An 18849-nucleotide genomic window follows, 5' to 3' on the forward strand; every position below is an offset into this window, starting at 1 on the left:
TCACTCTGCAATCGCCATCACGGCGCGGCGGATATTCCGTCACAGCATGTCGCCACAACCCTGGCCGGCTTGCTGCGATCAGTGCGATGCGCTTCTCTGTGCTCGACAGGAGACCGGTCGGTTTCGGAATGCGGGGAGTGGCGAGATGGGTGGCTTGGTGATCAGCGGCGGCCGGGTGGTAGATCCGGCCAGCGGGATGGACGCGATCGGCGATGTCGCCGTGGTCGACGGCAAGATCGCCGCGGTCGGCACCGGCCTCGGCGGTTCCGAGCGGCAGATCGACGCGACCGGGCTCGTGGTGGCGCCGGGCTTCATCGACCTGCACGCGCATGGCCAGACCATTCCGGCCGACCGCATGCAGGCGTTCGACGGGGTGACGACCTCGCTCGACCTCGAGGCCGGCGTGCTGCCGGTCGCGTCCTGGTACAAGCGCCAGGCCGAGAAGGGCAGGGTGCTGAACTACGGCGCCGCCGCCAACTGGGCCTTCGCGCGCATCGGCGCGATGACCGGTTCGAATTCGGAAAGCTCGCTGGAATCGTTTGGTGCCGCGATGCGCGATCGCCGCTGGATCGAAAACGTCGCGACCGAAGGCGAGGTCGGCGGCATCCTGGAGCGTCTCGCGATCGGCCTGAACGAGGGCGGCATCGGCATCGGCATTCTCAACGCCTATGCGCCGGGCGCCGGCGTGCAGGAATTGACCGCGGTGTGCCAACTCGCGGCGGATCATGCGGTGCCGACCTTCACCCACGTCGCCTACATGTCGCGGATCGATCCCGAGAGCGCGGCCGAGGCCTATATCCGCCTGATCGGCTATGCCGGCGCCACCGGCGCGCATATGCACATCTGCCACTTCAACTCGTCGAGCAAGACCGATATCGAACGTTGTGTTGGGCTGATCGCGAAAGCGCAGGCGCAGGGCCTGCCGATCACGGTGGAGGCCTATCCCTACGGCACCGGCTCGACCGTGCTGGCGGCGACCTTCTTCAGCGATCCGAAATTCGAGGAGCGCAACGGCCTCGGCTACGATTCGGTGCAGCGCGTGACCGACGGTCACCGTTTCGGCAGCCGCGAGGAACTGCTGGCGGCACAGGCCGAAGAGCCCTCGACCTTGGTGCTGTGGCATGTGCTCGATATCGAGAACAACGCGCATCATCGCGATCTGCTCGACATGGCGGTGCTGTATCCGGGCGGCGCGATCGCCTCCGACGCGATGCCGTGGACGCTGTCCGACGGCCGTCCCTACAGCGGCGACGCCTGGCCGCTGCCGGACGATGCCACCTCGCATCCGCGCTCGGCGGGCTGCTTCACCCGCTTCATCCGCGAATGGGTGCGCGAGCGCAAGAAGGTGTCGCTGCTCGAGGGCATCCGCAAATGCGCGCTGATCCCGGCCGAGATCCTGTCGGCGAGCACGCCGGCGATGCGGGCCAAGGGCCGGCTGCAGGTCGGCGCCGACGCCGATGTCGTGGTGTTCGACTACGAGACGCTGAGCGATCGCGCGACCTTCTCCGCGATGAATCGTACGGCGGAGGGCGTGCGGCATCTTGTGGTCAGCGGCCAGCCGCTGATCAGCGATGGTGTGCTCGATGTCGCGGCGCGTCCCGGCCGGCCGGTGCGCCGGCCCGTCACCGGAGGCTGAGGTGCCGGTCCCGATCCTGCTGGTCGCGGGCTTCCTCGGGGCGGGCAAGACCACGGTCGTCAACCATCTGCTGGCGCATGCGCAAGGGCGGCGCATCGCCGCCGTGGTCAACGATTTCGGCGCGATCAATATCGACGCGGAGCTGATCGCGGGCGCCGGCGACGGCGTGGTCAGCCTGAGCAATGGCTGCATCTGCTGCACGCTGGAGGGCGACCTGCTGCGCACGCTCGCCACGCTGCTGCGGCGTGATCCGCGTCCCGAATTCATCGTGATCGAGACCAGCGGGATCGCCGATCCCGCCGACATCGTGCGCAACCTGATGGATCCCGTGATCTGGAAGGAGGCGCCGCTGGAGACGGTGCTGTGCGTGGTCGACGCGACGCAGCCTGCGGCGAAGCTGAACGATGCGCTGCTGCGCTCGCAGCTCCGGGCGGCGGACGTGGTGGCACTGAGCAAGGTCGATCTGACTGACGCCGCCACCTGCGCCGCGATCCGCGACGCCGTGCGCGCGGCGCGTCCGGCGGCCGTGGTGGTTGATGCCTCGCATGGCGAGGTGCCGGCCGCGCTGCTGTTCCCGGCGGACCTCGATCATGTGTCGGCGCCGCGCGAGACCGCGCCGCGACGGCCGGCGTCCGATCGCTTCGAGACGCTGAGCTGGACCTCGGAGCAGCGTGTGCGGCTGCCGCGCCTGCAGCAGGCGATCGGCAGACTGGCGCCGAAGCTGGCGCGGGCGAAGGGATTGTTCGAGACGGTGGAGCAGCCCGGGCGGCTGACCGTGTTTCAACTCGCCGGCGGCCGCGCGACCTTGGCTGCGGGCGGCCTGCCGTCGCCCGGCGTGCCGCGCACGCGCATCGTGTTCATCGCCGAGATGGGTGCGCTGTCGCGCGCGGAGATTGATGAGGTGATGCAGGGATGCGTCGAGGCTCAGTGACGCGAACCTACGTTTCCCGTCATCCTGAGGAGCCGCGAAGCGGCGTCTCGAAGGATGAATCGGCCACCAGCCGGGCCGTGCATCCTTCGAGACGCGCGTGCCGCGCTCCTCAGGATGACGGGTTGTCTTTCGGCGTCAGCGCTCGACGTCGCTGTGTCATCGCCGCAGCATCACCCGCAAAGCATGTGTGCGACAATCGCATCGAATTGACAGCCTTGCCGGCACCACCTATCGTTTTTGCCGACGGTTCCCTTCGGGGATCAAAAGGGAATGCGGTGCGAGGGTAACCCCAATGCCGCAGCTGTCCCCGCAACTGTAAACGGCGAGCCTTTCGTCAATTTGCCACTGGGCCATCAGGCCCGGGAAGGCGTCGACAGGCGATGACCCGTGAGCCAGGAGACCTGCCGTCAGTCGTGGTCACACGCGAGCACATCGGGCGGGGGCGTCCTGGTGGGATCGGAGCACTGCCTTTTCGGCAATGCGCCATCCGCGTTCGCGGTGACGTGCCACGTTACCGCGAGTCCTTTTCATGTCTCCGTCCTCTCCCGTTGCGCGCAAATGGCGCCTCGGTCTTCTCTGCTCCCTGTCATCGCTGCTGTTGCCGGCCGAAGGCTCGGCACAAACACCGCCACCAACCAGGCTCGATCCGATCGAGGTCGCGCCTTCCGCTGCGGCAAAGCCGAAGCCCGCGGCGCGCAGCCGTGACATGGCCGCTGCGGCGCGGCCGAGGCCCGCGACGATCGCAACAGCCGGCAACACGCCGCGCGTCGCAGCGTCGGGCGTACCGGGATCGGCATCGCCGACGCTCAATGCCACCACGCCGGGCGGCACCGGCAGTCGTCTCAACCTGACGCCGCTGCAGACGCCGGCCAGCGTCGAGATCATCACGGCGCAGACCATCGCCGAACGCGGCCAGCACAACGTGCTCGATGCCGTCACCCAGGACGCGGCCGGCTTCATCGCAACGCCGGCACCCGGCAATGGCGGCCTGTCGTTCAGCACCCGCGGCTTTGCCGGCAGCAACTCGGTGATGATGCTGTATGACGGCACGCGCTTCTATATCGGCTCGGGCACGCTGACGTTCCCCTACGACACCTGGTCGACGCAGCGCATCGAAGTGCTGCGCGGCCCGGCCTCGGTGCTGTACGGCGAAGGCGCGATCGGCGGCGTCATCAACGTGATCCCGAAGAAACCGCTCAGTACGCCCTACAACGAGGCCGAAGTTTCGCTCGACAGCAACATGACGCGGCGGCTCTCGGTGGACAGCACCGGGCCGATCAATCCCAATGTGTCGTACCGCGTCAACGCTACCGGCAACATGTCGGACGGATGGGTCGATCGCGACAAGACCTCGAACGCGGTGGTCTCCGCTGCGGTGCGGGTGCAGGCATCGGACAATCTCGCCTTCACGCTGTCGGAGGACTACGGCGACCGCAGTCCGTCGCGCTATTTCGGCACGCCGCTGATCAACGGCTCGATCCAGGACGCGCTGCGCTTCAAGAACTACAACGCATTGGACAGCGCGATCCGCTACCAGGACAGCTGGACCCAGTTCAAGACCGAATGGGACGTCGCCGACGGCATCAAGGTCAGCAACACGCTGTATTATCTGACCAGCGAGCGGCACTGGCGCGACATCGAAAACTACACCTGGAATCCGAAGACCCGGCTGATCGATCGCTCAAGCTACATCGAGATCTTCCACGACCAGAAGCAATTCGGCAACCGGATGGATGCGACCTTCAGCGGTCACGTGTTCGGACTTGCGAACCAGGTCGTCGCCGGGTTCGACGTCAACCGGATCGACTTCACCCACACCAACAACTCGCCCTATGGCGGCGCGTCGTCGGTCAATCCTTACGTGTTCGATCCGGGATCGTTCTTCGCCACGACGACGGCGACCACGCCGGGCTTCAACGCGATCGTCAATCAATACGCGCTGTTCGCCGAGGACCGTCTCTTGTTGACCGATCAGTTGTCGCTCGTCACCGGTGTCAGGTACGATCGTCCCGAGGTCGATCGCACCGACTACAAGGCGCCGGCAAACAGTTTCGAGACGACGCTATCAGGCACCAGCTGGCGAGCTGGCCTCGTCTACGAGCCGATCAAGAACCTCGCGTTCTATGGCCAGTACGCGGTCGGCGTCGATCCGGTCAGCAACCTGATCTCACTGTCGACCACGCAGAAGACGTTCCAGCTTGCGACCGGCAAGCAGACCGAGATCGGGGTCAAGCAGTCGTTCTGGGGCGGCCGCGGCGAGTGGACGCTGGCTGCCTACGAGATCGTCAAGACCGGGCTCACGATTCCCGATCCCGCCAACCCCACCGGCGGCCTGGCATTGCAGATCGGCCAGCAATCATCCCGCGGGGTCGAAGGATCGATCGGGCTCGCGCTGAGCGACGGCTGGCGCGTCGACGCCAATCTTGCACTGCTGCGCGCCAGATACGACAACAACAGCCAGGTGGTCGGCGGCAAGATCGTCAGCTTCAACGGCAATGTCCCGGTCAACGTGCCGCAGCAGGTCTCGAATGTCTGGCTGACCTGGGATTTCGCGCCCAACTGGTCGGTCTATGGCGGCGTGCAGATCGTCGGTGCGATGTACTCCGATCTTGCCAACACCCAGCTGCGGCCGGGCTACAACGTGGTCAATGGCGGCGTCAGGTGGAAGCCGGACGACCGTACCACGGTCGCGTTCCGCCTCTACAATCTGTTCGACAAGGCTTACGCGGTGACCTCGAACGGCACCGGGCAGTGGCTGCTAGGTATGCCGCGTACCGCCGAATTGTCCGTCAACGTGAAGTTCTGACCATGCGCAACGCTCTGATCCGGCGCGGGCGGCGATGGCTCTATATCGTCCATCGCTGGATCGGCATTGCGACGTGTCTCCTGTTCGCAACGTGGTTCATCTCCGGCCTTGTCATGATGTACGTGGCCTTTCCGCGCCTTACCGACAGCGAGCGCCTCGCCGCGCTTCCTGTCATTCCCTGGAGCAAGGTGCAGCTCGCACCCGATCGCGCGATGGCGATCGCGGGTGTCGAGCGTTATCCGCGTGACCTGCGGCTTTCGATGATGGACGACACGCCCGTCTATCGGGTGACCGGCTGGAAGGAAGGGGCGATCACGATTTCGGCGATCGACGGCAGCGTGATTGACCGGATCACGCCGGACCAGGCGCTGGCCATTGCCGCTCATCATCCGCATGCCTTGCAGCCTCGCTTGATCGAAACGATCACGCGCGACCAATGGTCGGTCACGTCGCGCTTCGATCCGTTGCAGCCGCTCTATCTGATCGGTCTCGGCGACGCCGATGGCACCGAACTCTATGTTTCCTCGCGCACCGGCGAGATCGCGCTCGACACCACGCGTTGCGAGCGCATCTGGAATTGGCTCGGCTCGATCCCGCACTGGATCTATCCGACCGTGTTGCGCAAGGACGGCCCGCTGTGGCGGGATGTGGTGCTGTGGATCTCGGGTGTCTGTCTTGTCGTCGCGATCACCGGCTTCTGGATCGGCGTCCTCCGCCTGCGGCTGATGCGCCGCTACGCTGATGGCGCCGTCTCGCCTTATCGCGGCTGGATGGCCTGGCATCACATCGCCGGCCTGATCGGCGGCATCTTCGTTCTCACCTGGACGTTCAGCGGCTGGCTGTCGCTCAACCCCGGCGGCGCGTTTTCCGGGCGCGGCGTCACCCGTGAGATTGCGATCGGCTATAGCGGCCATGACACGGCCGACATCGTCGCCGGCTTCCAGTCGTCGCCATCGATGCCGGCGGTGGAGGCCCGCTTCGTCTGGATCGGCGGACACCGGTTGATGTTGCTCGACGATGGTAGTGGCCGGCGCAGCCTCGCCGATCCCGCGACCGGCGCGCCTGTAGCGATCTCGCGTGACGAGATCATCGCGGCGGCCCGGCGCGCCATGCCGGGAGCGACGATGATATCGGCGCGACAGCTGGATCAACCTGATGCCTATTGGTACACGCTGCACCAGGCGCGCGAGCTTCCCGTATTGCGGATCGGCTTCGACGATCCCGCCCACACCTGGCTGCACATCTCCCCCGTCACCGGCGAGATCCTCGATCGCAGCGACGACAGCCGCCGGTCCTACCGCTGGCTGTTCAACGCGCTGCACAGCCTCGACTTCCCGCTGCTGCTGCGCATCTCGCCGGCGCGCGACGTCGTGGTGTGGCTGCTGTCAGCGGCTGGTACGATTATCTCGATCAGCGGGATCGTGATCGGGTGGCGCCGGTTGCGGCGGCGGAAGGTACGAGGCAGGCGCGTGTCGGCGAGCCTCGTGCGCACACCCCCGTAAGGCGCGATTACTTGGCGGTCAGGTGCACGTCCGGCGCCGGCCGATTGGGGGCCCATTCCAGTGCAAACCGCTGACCGGCAATGATCTCATAGGTCGAGAGCTTGGATGCGACCGCATCGCGGAACCGGAGATAGGCATCGCGCTGCCGCCCGTTCGAGCGGGCCGCGGCCAGATTGAGCCATTTGTACGCCAGCACGAAATCCGTCGGAACGCCGTGACCCTTGTCGTACATCAGGCCGAGCTGGGCCTGCGCGAACGGGTCGCCCTGAACGGCGCCGCGATAGTAGCAGTCGGCGGCGGCTGCGTAGGCCTGCGGCACGCCGAAGCCGTGCTCGTATAGGAAGCCGAGCATGCCGAGGGCGCGCGCATTGCCGTGCTCGGCGGCCGGCGCGAGCTCCCGAGCCGCCCGGACATAGTCGCCGCGATGGAAGGCGGCCGATCCGCGCGCGACGCTGTCGGCGCTCGCGACAGAGGCGGTCATCGCCCAAAGCACGACCGCAAGCGAAGCCGAGAGGCCCGTCCGTTGTGCGAGAACGCGGCGCATCCTGCTGCCCGGCTCAGTGATAGCTGGTGGTGATCGGCGCATTGGTCGATGTCGTGGCGATGCTGCCGCGCAATTTCGATCGAAGCTCCTCGGCCACGGTCTGGGCGTCGGAGCCGTTGCGGATGATCTGCGGGCGGATGAAGATGATCAGCTCGGTACGCTGGGTGCCGTTGCTCTGATGTCCGAAGGCGTCACCGAGGCCCGGAATCTGATCGAGCACCGGAAGCGCATTGCGGGCGCCGCTCTGCTGTTCGCTGATCAGGCCGGCCAGCAGCACGGTCTGACCGTTGGCCACCGAGATCTGGCTCTTGACCCGTCGCTCCGAAACGGTCGGCGTCAGGTTGACCGTGCTGCCGCTGCTTTGGGGAACATTGCTGATCTCCTGCTCGACATCGAGCCGCACGGTGCCGTTCACGCTGACGCGTGGCGAGACCTTCAGGATGATGCCGGTGTTGCGATAGTCGATGGTGTTGACCACCGTGTTGCTCGTGGTCAGCACCGTCGCGCTGCCGGTCGAGACCGGGACGACGTCGCCGACCTGCAGCGTCGCGACCTGGTTGTTGATCACCACCAGCGAGGGATTGGAGAGCACCTTGACGCTGGTGACGGCATGCAGCGCATCCAGGATCAGGCTCGGCTGCGTTGCATTTCCGATCAGGAAGTTGAAGCCCGGGAAGCTCTGGTTGATGAAGGCATTGGTGAGCGATCCCGCGACCGAGACCGCGCCGGTGGTCGCGTCCGTGGTGGTCGCGGGCGCGGAAGTGGCCTGGGTGCCGAGGATCGAGCCGGTGTTCGGCTTCAGGCCGAGGTTCTGGCTGGTGAGATAGGTCTGCACGCCATAGGACAAGGTGTTGTTGAGCGTGACCTCGGCGATCGTCGCGTCGATCGCGACCTGGAGCTGCGGCTCGTCGATCTGCAGCAGGGTCGACTCGATGATGCGGTAGTTGGCCTGGTCGGCATAGATCAGGAGATTGTTGTTCACGACATCGGGCGTGATGCGGACATCCTGCATGACGGGCTGCCCGTTGCCGCCGCCGGCACCGCGTCCGGCATCCAGCGCGGCATTGTTGCCCTGGCCCGGATTGTTGGGATTGTTCGCTTGCCCGCCGGCGCCAAATCCCTGGCCAAGGCCCTGGCCTGTTGCGCCTGTCCCCGACGTGCCGCGGGATGCGAAGCCGCTCATGCCTGAATTCGCGCCGTTGTTGTTGTTGAGCGATAGACGGTCGGCGACGCTTGAGGTCGACGAGGTGCCGGAGCCGGGCGCAAGCTGGCTGTCGGCACTGTCGAGCAGGTTGCCGGACGATCCGCCGAGGAACATGTCGGTCAGGACCCGCGCAATCTGGCGCGCATCGCCGTATTTGACGCGGTAGACATGGACCGAGGTGCGCGCCGTGTCGTTGCGGTCGAGGCGCTTGATCCAGGTCGCGGCCGTGTGCAGCATGTCGGGCTTCTTGGTCACGACCAGGATCGCGTTCAGGCGCGCGATCGGCATGAACTTGATGACATTCTGGCTGAGGCCGTTCTCGCCGGAATCGACGATCTTCTCCAGCTCGGCAATGACAGGCGCGGGCGAGCCGCTCGAGATCGGGAAGATGCCGACGGATTGGCCGCGCATCCAGTCGACGTCGAAGCTGAGCACGGTATCGACCGCGGTGCGGCGCTCGGCGCCGGTGCCCTGGATCAGCAGCAGGTTGCGCGTCGTGTCGGCGCGGATCGCGCCGGCCCTGGTGGCGAAGCTGTCGGTCAGCTTCATGAGGGTCTGCGCCGACACATATTGCAGGGGGACCACCGAGATGCCGAATCCGGGTTCGGGATTGGCCGCTGCGGCATCGACGCGGCCGCCGCCGACGGCGTCGCCGAGCGGCGTCAGGCGATAGCCTGCCGTATCCTTGAGCAGCACAACGCCGCTCAGGCGGAGTGCGTTTTCAAGCACGAACACCATGTCGGACTTCGGCACCGGGCGGACCGAGACCAGGCTGACCGTGCCCTGCACCCGCGGGTCGATGGTGTAGCCGACATGCAGGATGTCGCCGAGCACCACCTTGGCGACGGTCGCCACCGGCGTGCTCTCGAAATTCAGATCGAAGCCATTGCCGTTCGACGCCGGTTGCGGCCGCGCATCGGCAACCGCCGTCACTTCGCTTCCGTCATACATTGCCGCGCGGACGCTGCCGCTCTGGCTGCCGCCCGTCGCCGCCAGTGCGTTCACCGGTTGCGGCTGGCGCTGTGCCAGATCCAGCGAGCGCACCTTGTCGGTGACGTCGAGTTGAGATGCGTCCACGCTCTCGCCGACCGTCGCGGAATTGCAGGACGCCAACAGCCCCAATGACGTCAAGGCAAAAATGGCTGCGAGGCCGCCACGGATCGTCGGGCAGCGGCCCACTGTGCCTACGCGTTGCATGAAGGCCCTTCGCTTTGACTAACTGAAATTTCGATTGCTTGCGACGATCGGTCCTACCCCGGAGGGACTCTTAGCGATCGAACATGACAGAAATAAATTGGTTACATGATTGTCGTTCGCGACCTGCCCATCGCATCGCACCTAAACTGTGCAGCCGGCGCGCTGCTTGTGTCCGCGATGCCACCCTCAAAGTTTCTTGAGCGGGACGAAGGATGTGACTTCGCACAGCTGTCACACTTCGGATCGATAACCGCACAATTGCCGGGAGCCGAGCGCGACGGCACGCAGCGGCACTTGGCACGAACTGATCCGGGATAGTGTGGCGGGATATCGAGAATGGCCAACGACCTGTCCGTTCGGTTCGTGGATTATCTGCGTCAGAACAATCACCTGGCGCCGAGCGATGGACCGGCTGAGCGGACCGGGCAGGGCGCCGATGTCAGGCAATTGAAGCTGTGGGAGGTCACCAGCCTCTCCCCGACCGAATTCGCCGACGAAGCCGCGCGCTTCTTTGCGCTCGGCCGCCTGACGCTCCAGGAGATGACCTCGGCCGAGCCGCTGGTCGGGTCGTTCTCGCCGCGCTTCCTGCGCGAGACCATGGTCTATCCGTGCCGCGCGGTCGACGGGACCACGGTGCTCGCCGTCGTCGACCCGACCGATCAGGCGACGCTGCGCGCGGCACAGATCGTGCTTGGCGCCGGCATCCATGTGAAGGTGGCTTCGTCGGAAGACGTCGCCATCGCGCTGAACAACTCTTCCAGCACTGAAGAGGCCGAGGCCGCCGATAGCGCGGCGGCGCTGCCCCGCGAAGACGACATCGAGAGCCTGCGCGATCTCGCCAGCGGCGCGCCGGTGGTGCGCGCGGTCAACGATCTGATCGAGAAGGCGGTCGAGCTTCGCGCCAGCGACATCCATATCGAGCCGTTCTCCGGCGGGCTGATGGTGCGCTTGCGGATCGATGGCCTGCTCCGGCCGGTCGCCGCGCTGTCGGGCGTGCTGCCCCAGGCGGTGGTCTCGCGCATCAAGATCATCGCCAACCTCAATATCGCCGAGCGCCGCCTGCCGCAGGACGGCGCGGCGCGGCTGCGGGCCGGTCGCACCGACATCGATATCCGCGTTGCGATCATGCCGACGCAGCACGGCGAATCCTGTGTCATCCGCATCCTGCCCAAGGATCGCGGCCTGCTGGTGGTCGAAAAGCTCGGATTCTCCGAGCCTGACGAAGCCAAGCTGCGGCGGCTCTTGAAGCTGCCGCACGGCATGGTCGTGATCACGGGGCCGACCGGCAGCGGCAAGACCACGACGCTGGCGACGATCCTGTCGATCCTCAATGAGCCGAGCCGCAAGATCCTGACCATCGAGGATCCGGTCGAATACGAACTCCCCGGCGTCAACCAGTCCCAGATCAAGCCCGCGATCGGCCTGACCTTCGCCACCGCCCTGCGGTCCTTCGTTCGCCAGGACCCGGATGTGATCATGGTCGGTGAAGTCAGAGATTCCGAGACCGCGCATGTCGCGGTGCATGCGGCGCTGACCGGGCATCTGGTGCTGACGACGCTGCACACCGAGACCGCGGCTGCCGCGGTGCCGCGTCTGCTCGACCTCGGGGTCGAAGGCTATCTGTTGCGTTCGGTGCTGCGCGGCGTGATCGCGCAGCGTCTGGTCCGGCAACTCTGCGAGCGCTGCAAGACGGCGCGGCCGCTTGCAACAGCCGATTTCGCCGAGGACCCCCGGCTCGCCGCGCTCGGCTTCAAGGCCGACGAGATCATTCAGGAGCCATGCGGCTGCGAGCGCTGCGGCGGGACCGGCTATCGCGGCCGCCTCGGCGTGTTCGAACTGCTCGAACTGTCCAATGAACTGCGCGAACTGATCGGGGAGCGAACCGACGGGCTGAAGATCGATACGATGGCGATCCGCTCGGGCATGACCACGATGCTCGACGACGGGGTCGCGAAATGCCGCGCCGGATTGACCTCGCCCGCCGAGATCCTCCGCGTCGCAACGGTGCGGTGACGCCGTGCCGAATTATCGCTATCGCGCTCTGACCCAGGCCGGCGAGATCGTGAACGGCACGATCTCCGCCCCGACGGCGGCCGAGGTGGCGCGGCGGATCGAATATCTCAAGCTGCTGCCGATCGAAACCACCGAGGACAAGCGCGCATCCGGCGGCACCGGTGGCCGCAGCCTGCTCGGCGGGCCGAGCGCGGCCGAGGTCACTACGTTCACGCGTGATCTCGCACTGCTGCTCAAGGCCGGTGCGCGTCTCGACGATGCCTTGGAGCTGCTGTCGGGCGACGCGGACGTGGGCCGGATGCGTCCGGTGGTGGCGAAAATTCGCGCCGCCCTGCTCACCGGCGAGAGCTTTGCCGACGCGGTCGCCGATCATCCAACCCTGTTCCAGCCGATGTACATCGCCCTGGTCCGGGTGGGGGAAATCTCCGGCACGCTCGATTCCGTGCTGGAGATGCTGGGGACCGAGCGCGCGCGTTCCGAGCAGATGCGGCGCAAGCTGACCGACGCCATGCAATATCCGGCCTTCGTGCTGGTCGCGGCGTCCGGTGTGATGCTGTTCTTCCTGCTGTTCGTGCTGCCGCAATTCTCGACCGTGCTCGGCGATTTCGGCAGCAAGTCGGACACCGCGCTCGCCAGCTTCATTGCGGTATCGGATTTCCTGCGCGCCAATGCCACCGCGGCAAGCCTGATCAGCGCGGCGACGATTGCGCTCGCATGGTGGCTGCTGCGGCAGGCGCGCGTCCGCGCCGCGCTGGTCAACGCCATCTCGCGCGTGCCGGGCATCAGCAGCGCCTTCCAGTTCTATCGCGCCAGCCTGTTCTGCCGCAATCTCGGTGTGCTGCTCGGCAGCGGCGTCAACCTCACCGCCGCGCTGCGCATCCTGGTCGACATCATGTCTGTGACCGGAAGCGAGGCGAACTGGACCGCCGCCGCCGACCGCGTCCGCCATGGCGGCAAATTGTCGGAAGCACTCGCCGTGGCGGACAGCCTGCCGCCGATGGCGGTCCGCATGCTGCGGCTCGGTGAAGAGACCGGGCAGCTGCCGGTGCTGGCCGGGCGGGTCGCGGAATTCTACGAAGCAAAATTGCAGCGCAGCCTGGACCGGGTCGTCGGCATCGTCGGTCCGCTGGCGATCATCACGATCAGCACCGTCGTCGGCGGACTGATCGTGTCGGTCATGACGGCGCTGCTCTCGGTCACGCAGCTAGTCGGTTAGAGCAGGGGTCATCGGCCATGATATCGCGCAACATCATCATAAAGGCATTCGCCACGCGAGCGGAACGCGCTCGCACGCCGTCGCAAAGCCAGAGGCGTTCGGGGCAGGAGGGCTTCACGCTGGTCGAGATGCTGGTGGTGATCGCGATCATAGGCCTGATCATGGGGCTGATCGGCCCGCGCGTGCTCAACTATCTCAGCGAATCCAAGGTCAAGACCGCGCGCATTCAGTTGCAGAGCTTCTCCAGCGCGCTCGACCTGTTCTATCTCGACGCCGGGCGCTTCCCGTCGACGGCGGAGGGGCTCGCTGCGCTGGTGCGGCGCACGCCGGGGGTCGCGGCCTGGAATGGCCCGTATCTGAAGGGCGGCAACGTGCCGAACGATCCCTGGAACCACCCCTATCTCTATCGCTCGCCCGGCGAGCACGGACCCTATGACATCGTCTCCTACGGCTCCGATGGTCAGGAGGGCGGCAGCGGCACCTCGGCCGATATCTCGCTCGAGAAGACCACCGCCGCCAACAACAACGACCAGTAAGGATGCATCGCAAGCATGCGTGACGCGACGCAGCGCGGTTTCACCCTGCTCGAGATGGTGTGCGTGCTCGCCATCATCGCGCTGCTGGCGGCCGTGCTGCTTCCGTTCATTCCGCACCAGACCTCGCGATCGCGCCTGCAGGCCTATGCATTGCAGACCGCGACGCTGCTGAAGGCCGATCGGAATGCCGCTATCGAGCGCAGCACCAGCGTTGCGACGCTGGTCGATGCGCCGAGCCGGGTGATCCACTCCGGCGCGTCGCGCATGACGGTGCGGATTCCCGAGGACGTGCGGTTCGATGCCGTGCTGCCGCAGAGCTGTCAGCGCCGCGCCGCACTGTCGACCATTCGCTTCTTCGCCAATGGCGGTTCCTGCGGTGGCTCCATCGCGCTGACGCGGCTCGATGCGGGATATGAGGTTCGCGTCAACTGGCTTACCGGAAGGGTTGAAATCGTTGCTCGCGACGTCGCCGCCAACTAACCGCGCTGATGCGGGGTTTACCATCATCGAGGTGCTGGTGGCGCTGGCGCTGGTGGCTGTCTCGATCGTTGCGATCGGCGCCGTCATGGGCGTCAAGACGCGCGGCGTGCGAGCGCTGGAGCAGCACGTGGCGCTGATGCAGGCGGTGCGCACCTTGATGACGGTCGGCATCCCGCCCCGCGCGGAATTGCAGTCGGGCACCTCGACGGGACAAGCGGAAGGCTATCGCTGGACGATCGATGTCAGTCCGCTCGGCGGCGACTGGAAAGTACCCGAGGGCAATGTGCCATGGGCTCCGGAGCTGGTGCGGATTCGCGTCAAATCTCCAGGCGGTGCGCTGTCCGACATTCGCACCGTGCGCCTGATGCCGAGGTCGTCGGAATGACCCGAACATGGGCAGACCAGCGAACGGGCGAGCGCGGCTTCACGCTGATCGAGACCATCGTCGCGCTGGCGCTGATGGGGCTGTTGCTGTCGGCGCTCGCCAGCATCACGGCGCAATGGCTGCCGAGCTGGAACAGGGGCCTCGACCGGATCCAGCGCAGCGAATTGATCGGGATCGCGCTGGAGCGGATCGGCGCCGATCTTGCGGCCGCGGAGTTCGTTGCCGCCAACCGCGACAGCCACAAGCCGCTGTTCGACGGATCGGAGTTGTCCGTGATGTTCGTGCGCACGTCGGTGGGGCCAAATGCCGGGCCGGGGCTCGACGTGGTGCGCCTTGGCGAGACGCGCGATCGCGGCGAGTTCGTCACGGTTCGCACGCAGACGCGGTTCACGCCGCTGGCTGACGGGGTGTCGCTGTCGGAGCAGGTCCATCTCGGCAGCCCGGTGGTGCTGCTGCGCGCGCCCTATCGGCTGTCGTTCGCCTATGCCGGTGCTGACCGGGCCTGGAAGAGCGCGTGGAAGGACGCGGACAGACTGCCGGCGATGATCCGGCTGACCGTGCGCGACGCGGCGAGCCAACGCGTCCTGTCGGTTTCGACCATCGCGCCGGTCCATGTCCAGATTCCGAGCGACTGCACCAAGCCGGACGGCAATTGCGGCGACAAGCAGAGTTCCGGAAGTGCCACCGATCAGGGGAAGACGTGATGCGCGCGTCCGGCAATGTCGGCCGATCGCCGGCCAATCGCGGCTTCGTCATCGTTGCGGTGCTCTGGATCCTGCTGGCGTTGTCGTCGCTGGCGATCATCTTCTCGGCCTATCTGGCCGCGTCGGCGCGCGCGCTGGCGGCTAGCGACCTGTCGTTGCAGACCGAGGCGCTGGTGTCGGCCGGACTCGAGCTCACCGCCTATCAGCTGACGCTGACGGACGAGAAGACGAGACCACAGTACGGGGCGTTTCATTTCGGGTTAGACGATGCCAGCGTCGGCGTGACCTTCACATCGGAGGCCGGCCGCCTTGATCTGAACTACGCGTCGAAGGAGATGCTGATCGGCCTGTTCGTCGTGCTCGGCGCCCGCAAGGACGCCGCCGCCGAATATGCCGACCGGATCGTCGGCTGGCGAACCCGGCCCGCGCCGGGCAGCGAGAATGTGGAGGCGGCGCGCTACAACGCGCTTGGCTATTCGCCGCGGCAGGGGCTGTTCACCCATGTCAACGAGCTGGCGCTGGTCGCCGGCATCCCCGAAGCGTTTGTCGATCGCGTGTTGCCGTTCGTGACGGTGTTCAACGGCGGTCAGGATGTTGATCCGACCATCGCCGCGCCGGAAGTCGCTCTCGCCGTCGATAAGGCGTTGGGGAAGGACCAGGACGGCTTCGGGGCGCGCCCGGCTTCGCCGAACGGAATCGCTGCCGGAACGCAGGCCCCAAGCCAGCAAAGCGCGGCATCGACGGCGCAGAGCCCGTGCTACCGGATCGCAATCTCGATCCGCTTCCGCAACGGTCACCGGACCACATCCGAGGCGGTGATCGCACTCGGCGACAAGGTCGAGCCCTATCGGGTGTTGTCCTGGCAAAACGACGTCGAGCCGCGAAACCCGGTTCTGCTGCGCAAGAGAGGATGATGGCAATGCTTGCCGAGGCACGGCAATGGTTCGAGCAATGGATCGGCGCGGTCGCGACCACCGTCGACGGCGTCGCCGGCAGGTTCATGCGCCGGCGCAGCATCGAGCTCGACGAGAATGGCGACGGCACGTTCACCGCCCGCCTCGCGGTCTCGAAGGATGGCTCGCCTTCGATGCCGGTTTCGTTCCGGCTCGATCACGATGCGCCGCAGCCTCCGCTGCCGGCGGAGTGGAAGACCGCGTTCGACGGCAGCCGCATCGAGGTGCGTTTGCGATCGGATCAAATCGTCAGCCGCGTGCTCGATTTCCCGAGCCAGGCAAGCGACTTCCTCGAAGGCATGGTCCGCGCACAGGTCGACCGGCTGACACCATGGAGCGCTGCCGATGCCGTCTTTGGCTGGAGTTCGCCGCAACCGATCGCCAATGACCGCATCGAAGTCGCGTTCGGCGCGACCGCGGCGACGAAGGTCGATCCGTTGATCCGGATGGCGAGGATGCTCGGCGCCGCCTCCGTCGCGGTCTTCGCGCCGGCGGTTGGCGGCGACGGCGCCGCGCAGCAGGTGACGCTGCTCGACAAGTCGCTGCGCGGCCTTGCCGGGCCTTCGGTTCCGCGCCTGTTGCGCGTCAGCCTGGTCTCGACGGCGGCCGCGGCTGCAGTCTCGCTGCTGCTGAACATCTATCTCGGCGGGTGGCTGCAATCCGAGCAGGACGACCTGCAACACCGGATCGCGCAGCGCCGCGCCGCGCTGCGTCTCGATGCCAATGGCGACTCGTCCGGGCTCGGCCTGCTGGCCAAGCGCAAGCAGACGACGCCGTCGAGCGTCATGGTCCTGGAAGCGGTCTCGCGCGTGCTGCCCGACACGACCTATGTGACGGAGCTTCGCATCGAGGGCAACAAGGTGCAGGTGGTGGGACTGACCCAGGATGCGCCATCCCTGATCCGGCTGCTGGAGCAGTCGCCGCAATTCACCCGCGCGACGTTCTTCGCGCCGACGACGCGCGCGGCAAATGAATCGGCCGAGCGGTTCCACGTCGAGGCCAACATCACTGCTTATTTTGGGTCCGGCTCATGAGCGCAGCATCCCGATCGCTGACCGCTGTCAGCACCTCGCCAATGGTCGCGACCGCGAGCTATCTCGGCCTGTTCGTGCTGCTGCTCTTTGTCGTCATCTCCTCGCTCTCGGACATCATCGGCCTGCGCAGCGATGTTGCGGCAGCGGCCGGAATGCTGGAGCAACTGGAGGGGCGATCCAGGGCGAATACCGCGCCCGGTCAACCGGCAATGCCGGCCGGCTCGGCCTATCTCGAGGGGGCGACCGTCACGGTGGCCGGCGCCACCTTGCTGCAACGGGTGTCGAGCGCGGTGATCAAGGCCGGCGGCAACGTGCTGTCGACGCAGCTCGACGTTCCCAACGCGCCGGCCAAGGCCGGCTTTATCAGCATGGTCGCGAGCAGCGAGATCGAGCAGGCGCAATTGCAGCAGGTGCTCTACGATCTGGAAGCCGGCATGCCGTTTTTGTTCATCGACCAGCTGGTCGTACAACCCGTCGCCGACGAGGCGGCCAAGGGCGCCGATCCCGGCAAGCTGCGCGTGCTGCTCGGCGTCTCCGGACAATGGCGAGGAGCCAAATGATGCGACGCTTCGCAGCGACCATCGTGCTGTTGGCAGTGTCGGCCTATTCGGCGCCGGCCGCGGTGCCTGCCCCATCCGGCGATGCATTGGACGCCGGGATGCTCGACGATACTCGCCTCGGCGGACCGGTGCTGAGTTCACCGCCACCGTCCGAACCGGTGACGTCGGTCCGGGTGGCCCCGTCGCCGGCACCGACGCCGCAGCCGCTCAGCGCAAATCCGTTGTGGGGCATCCCGCTCAAGACGCTGTCCAACACGCGCGACAGGCCGGTGTTCTCGCCGTCGCGGCGACCGCCACCTGCCGTCGTTGCGGAACCGGAGGTCAGCAAGCCGGCGCCGCCGCCGCCGCGCAAGGTCGCGATCGAGCCACCGCCGCTGTCGCTGGTCGGCACGATTGCGGGAGATGACGAAAGCTTCGGGATCTTTCTCGATCAGTCGAACAAGACGGCGCTGCGGCTGAAGATCGGCGATGACTTCCAGGGATGGAAGCTGCGGTCCATCAACGGCCGCGAAGTCACGATGCAGAAGGACGATCAGGGGGCCGTGCTCACATTGCCCCAGCCCGGCGGCGACGAGAGCGGCGATGTCCGCCTGGTTCCGGTCAGCACGGAGAGGAAGCCCCTGGCCGCGCGGCGCCAGATGTGATTGCGCGTCGGACCGAGATGCTAGTTCAACGCAAGCCAGCTCTGAAGCGCCGGCGTCACGAGAAGCCCGAGCGCCAGAAACGGGCCGAACGGGATCGAGGTCTGGCGCTTCATCTCGTGACCTGCGAGTTGCAGGCCGCCGGCAACACCGAGCGCCGCGAGTGCCGCGATCAGCAGCAAGGTCGGAATGCCTGTCGCGCCGACCCAGATCGCCGCGGCGGCAAGAAACTTGACGTCGCCAAGTCCCAATCCGTCGACTTGCCGCAAGGCGAAGTAAACACGCTGCAATAGTAGGAACACGATGCCGACCAGGACCGCAATCGCCATGGCGGTGAAGGCGGCCATCGTGCCTTCGGTGACGACGACGTTGGCGAGACCGAGCGCCGCGATCGCAAGGTTCAGCCAATTGGGGATGATGCCGTGGCGAAGATCGATCAGCGCGACCGCGCAGCAAAGCATGCAAAGCGCGCCGTAAGATCCGATAAAATAGAGAGCTTCGCGATCA

At 66.2% G+C, this 18849-nt stretch carries 17 protein-coding genes and 1 riboswitch; of the genes, 14 read left to right on the forward strand and 3 right to left on the reverse strand.

Features of this window, described 5'->3' with window-relative positions; translation table 11 throughout:
* Nucleotides 1–145 precede the first annotated feature (145 nt).
* From QA635_RS05505 to QA635_RS05520, 4 genes are all read left to right on the forward strand, one after another.
* Nucleotides 146–1636 carry an amidohydrolase family protein gene (locus QA635_RS05505; RefSeq protein ID WP_283067608.1) on the forward strand — a complete coding sequence of 497 codons (1491 nt, stop codon included), beginning with the start codon at nucleotides 146–148 and terminating at the stop codon, nucleotides 1634–1636.
* Between the two features lies 1 nt (nucleotide 1637).
* On the forward strand, nucleotides 1638–2567 hold the full coding sequence (locus QA635_RS05510) for a CobW family GTP-binding protein (RefSeq protein WP_283067610.1): 930 nt from the start codon (nucleotides 1638–1640) through the stop codon (nucleotides 2565–2567).
* Nucleotides 2568–2794: 227 nt separating this feature from the next.
* Nucleotides 2795–2990: riboswitch (cobalamin riboswitch) on the forward strand.
* Between the two features lie 106 nt (nucleotides 2991–3096).
* Nucleotides 3097–5373, forward strand: a complete 2277-nt coding sequence (locus tag QA635_RS05515) for a TonB-dependent receptor (RefSeq protein WP_283067612.1) — start codon at nucleotides 3097–3099, stop codon at nucleotides 5371–5373.
* A gap of 2 nt (nucleotides 5374–5375) precedes the next feature.
* Nucleotides 5376–6875, forward strand: a complete 1500-nt coding sequence (locus QA635_RS05520; RefSeq protein ID WP_283067614.1) for a PepSY domain-containing protein — start codon at nucleotides 5376–5378, stop codon at nucleotides 6873–6875.
* A 7-nt stretch (nucleotides 6876–6882) separates the two neighbouring features.
* On the opposite strand, the gene QA635_RS05525 is transcribed toward QA635_RS05520, so the two are convergent.
* Nucleotides 6883–7356, reverse strand: coding sequence for a tetratricopeptide repeat protein (locus tag QA635_RS05525; protein ID WP_283067616.1), 474 nt, complete (start codon nucleotides 7354–7356; stop codon nucleotides 6883–6885).
* 76 nt (nucleotides 7357–7432) lie between these two features.
* Entirely contained in the window at nucleotides 7433–9820 is a 2388-nt protein-coding gene (gene gspD / locus QA635_RS05530; RefSeq protein ID WP_283067618.1) for a type II secretion system secretin GspD, read from the reverse strand.
* A gap of 336 nt (nucleotides 9821–10156) precedes the next feature.
* Here gspD and QA635_RS05535 point away from each other — a divergent pair, with 336 nt between their 5' ends.
* The 10 genes from QA635_RS05535 to QA635_RS05580 are packed head-to-tail and all read left to right on the forward strand — an operon-like array spanning nucleotide 10157 to nucleotide 18345.
* On the forward strand, nucleotides 10157–11833 hold the full coding sequence (locus tag QA635_RS05535) for a GspE/PulE family protein (protein WP_283067620.1): 1677 nt from the start codon (nucleotides 10157–10159) through the stop codon (nucleotides 11831–11833).
* Between the two features lie 4 nt (nucleotides 11834–11837).
* On the forward strand, nucleotides 11838–13049 hold the full coding sequence (locus QA635_RS05540; protein WP_283067622.1) for a type II secretion system F family protein: 1212 nt from the start codon (nucleotides 11838–11840) through the stop codon (nucleotides 13047–13049).
* A 17-nt stretch (nucleotides 13050–13066) separates the two neighbouring features.
* Nucleotides 13067–13585 (forward strand): type II secretion system major pseudopilin GspG, encoded by a 519-nt coding sequence (gene gspG / locus QA635_RS05545; protein ID WP_283067624.1) that lies wholly within the window; start codon nucleotides 13067–13069, stop codon nucleotides 13583–13585.
* Between the two features lie 15 nt (nucleotides 13586–13600).
* A complete protein-coding gene (locus QA635_RS05550; protein ID WP_283067626.1) occupies nucleotides 13601–14065 on the forward strand; it encodes a type II secretion system protein in 465 nt (154 codons plus the stop codon).
* Nucleotides 14031–14450 carry a prepilin-type N-terminal cleavage/methylation domain-containing protein gene (locus QA635_RS05555; protein ID WP_283067628.1) on the forward strand — a complete coding sequence of 140 codons (420 nt, stop codon included), beginning with the start codon at nucleotides 14031–14033 and terminating at the stop codon, nucleotides 14448–14450. Before QA635_RS05550 ends, QA635_RS05555 begins: the two co-directional genes overlap by 35 nt.
* Nucleotides 14447–15154, forward strand: a complete 708-nt coding sequence (locus QA635_RS05560; protein WP_283067630.1) for a PulJ/GspJ family protein — start codon at nucleotides 14447–14449, stop codon at nucleotides 15152–15154. The genes QA635_RS05555 and QA635_RS05560 overlap by 4 nt, the downstream gene beginning before the upstream one ends.
* The gene (locus QA635_RS05565) at nucleotides 15154–16068 is read left to right on the forward strand and encodes a type II secretion system minor pseudopilin (protein WP_283067632.1); all 915 of its coding nucleotides are present in this window, start codon (nucleotides 15154–15156) and stop codon (nucleotides 16066–16068) included. Before QA635_RS05560 ends, QA635_RS05565 begins: the two co-directional genes overlap by 1 nt.
* 5 nt (nucleotides 16069–16073) lie before the next feature.
* A complete protein-coding gene (locus QA635_RS05570) occupies nucleotides 16074–17141 on the forward strand; it encodes a PilN domain-containing protein (RefSeq protein ID WP_283067634.1) in 1068 nt (355 codons plus the stop codon).
* Nucleotides 17138–17701 carry a type II secretion system protein GspM gene (gene gspM / locus QA635_RS05575; protein ID WP_283067636.1) on the forward strand — a complete coding sequence of 188 codons (564 nt, stop codon included), beginning with the start codon at nucleotides 17138–17140 and terminating at the stop codon, nucleotides 17699–17701. Before QA635_RS05570 ends, gspM begins: the two co-directional genes overlap by 4 nt.
* Nucleotides 17698–18345 carry a hypothetical protein gene (locus QA635_RS05580; RefSeq protein ID WP_283067637.1) on the forward strand — a complete coding sequence of 216 codons (648 nt, stop codon included), beginning with the start codon at nucleotides 17698–17700 and terminating at the stop codon, nucleotides 18343–18345. The genes gspM and QA635_RS05580 overlap by 4 nt, the downstream gene beginning before the upstream one ends.
* Nucleotides 18346–18365: 20 nt before the next feature.
* Here the strand turns inward: QA635_RS05580 and QA635_RS05585 are convergent, their stop codons facing one another.
* On the reverse strand, nucleotides 18366–18803 hold the full coding sequence (locus QA635_RS05585; RefSeq protein ID WP_229160384.1) for a prepilin peptidase: 438 nt from the start codon (nucleotides 18801–18803) through the stop codon (nucleotides 18366–18368).
* Nucleotides 18804–18849 lie beyond the last annotated feature (46 nt).

Source organism: Bradyrhizobium brasilense, from assembly GCF_029714345.1.
In the GTDB taxonomy this organism is placed as follows: Bacteria; Pseudomonadota; Alphaproteobacteria; order Rhizobiales; family Xanthobacteraceae; genus Bradyrhizobium; species Bradyrhizobium australafricanum.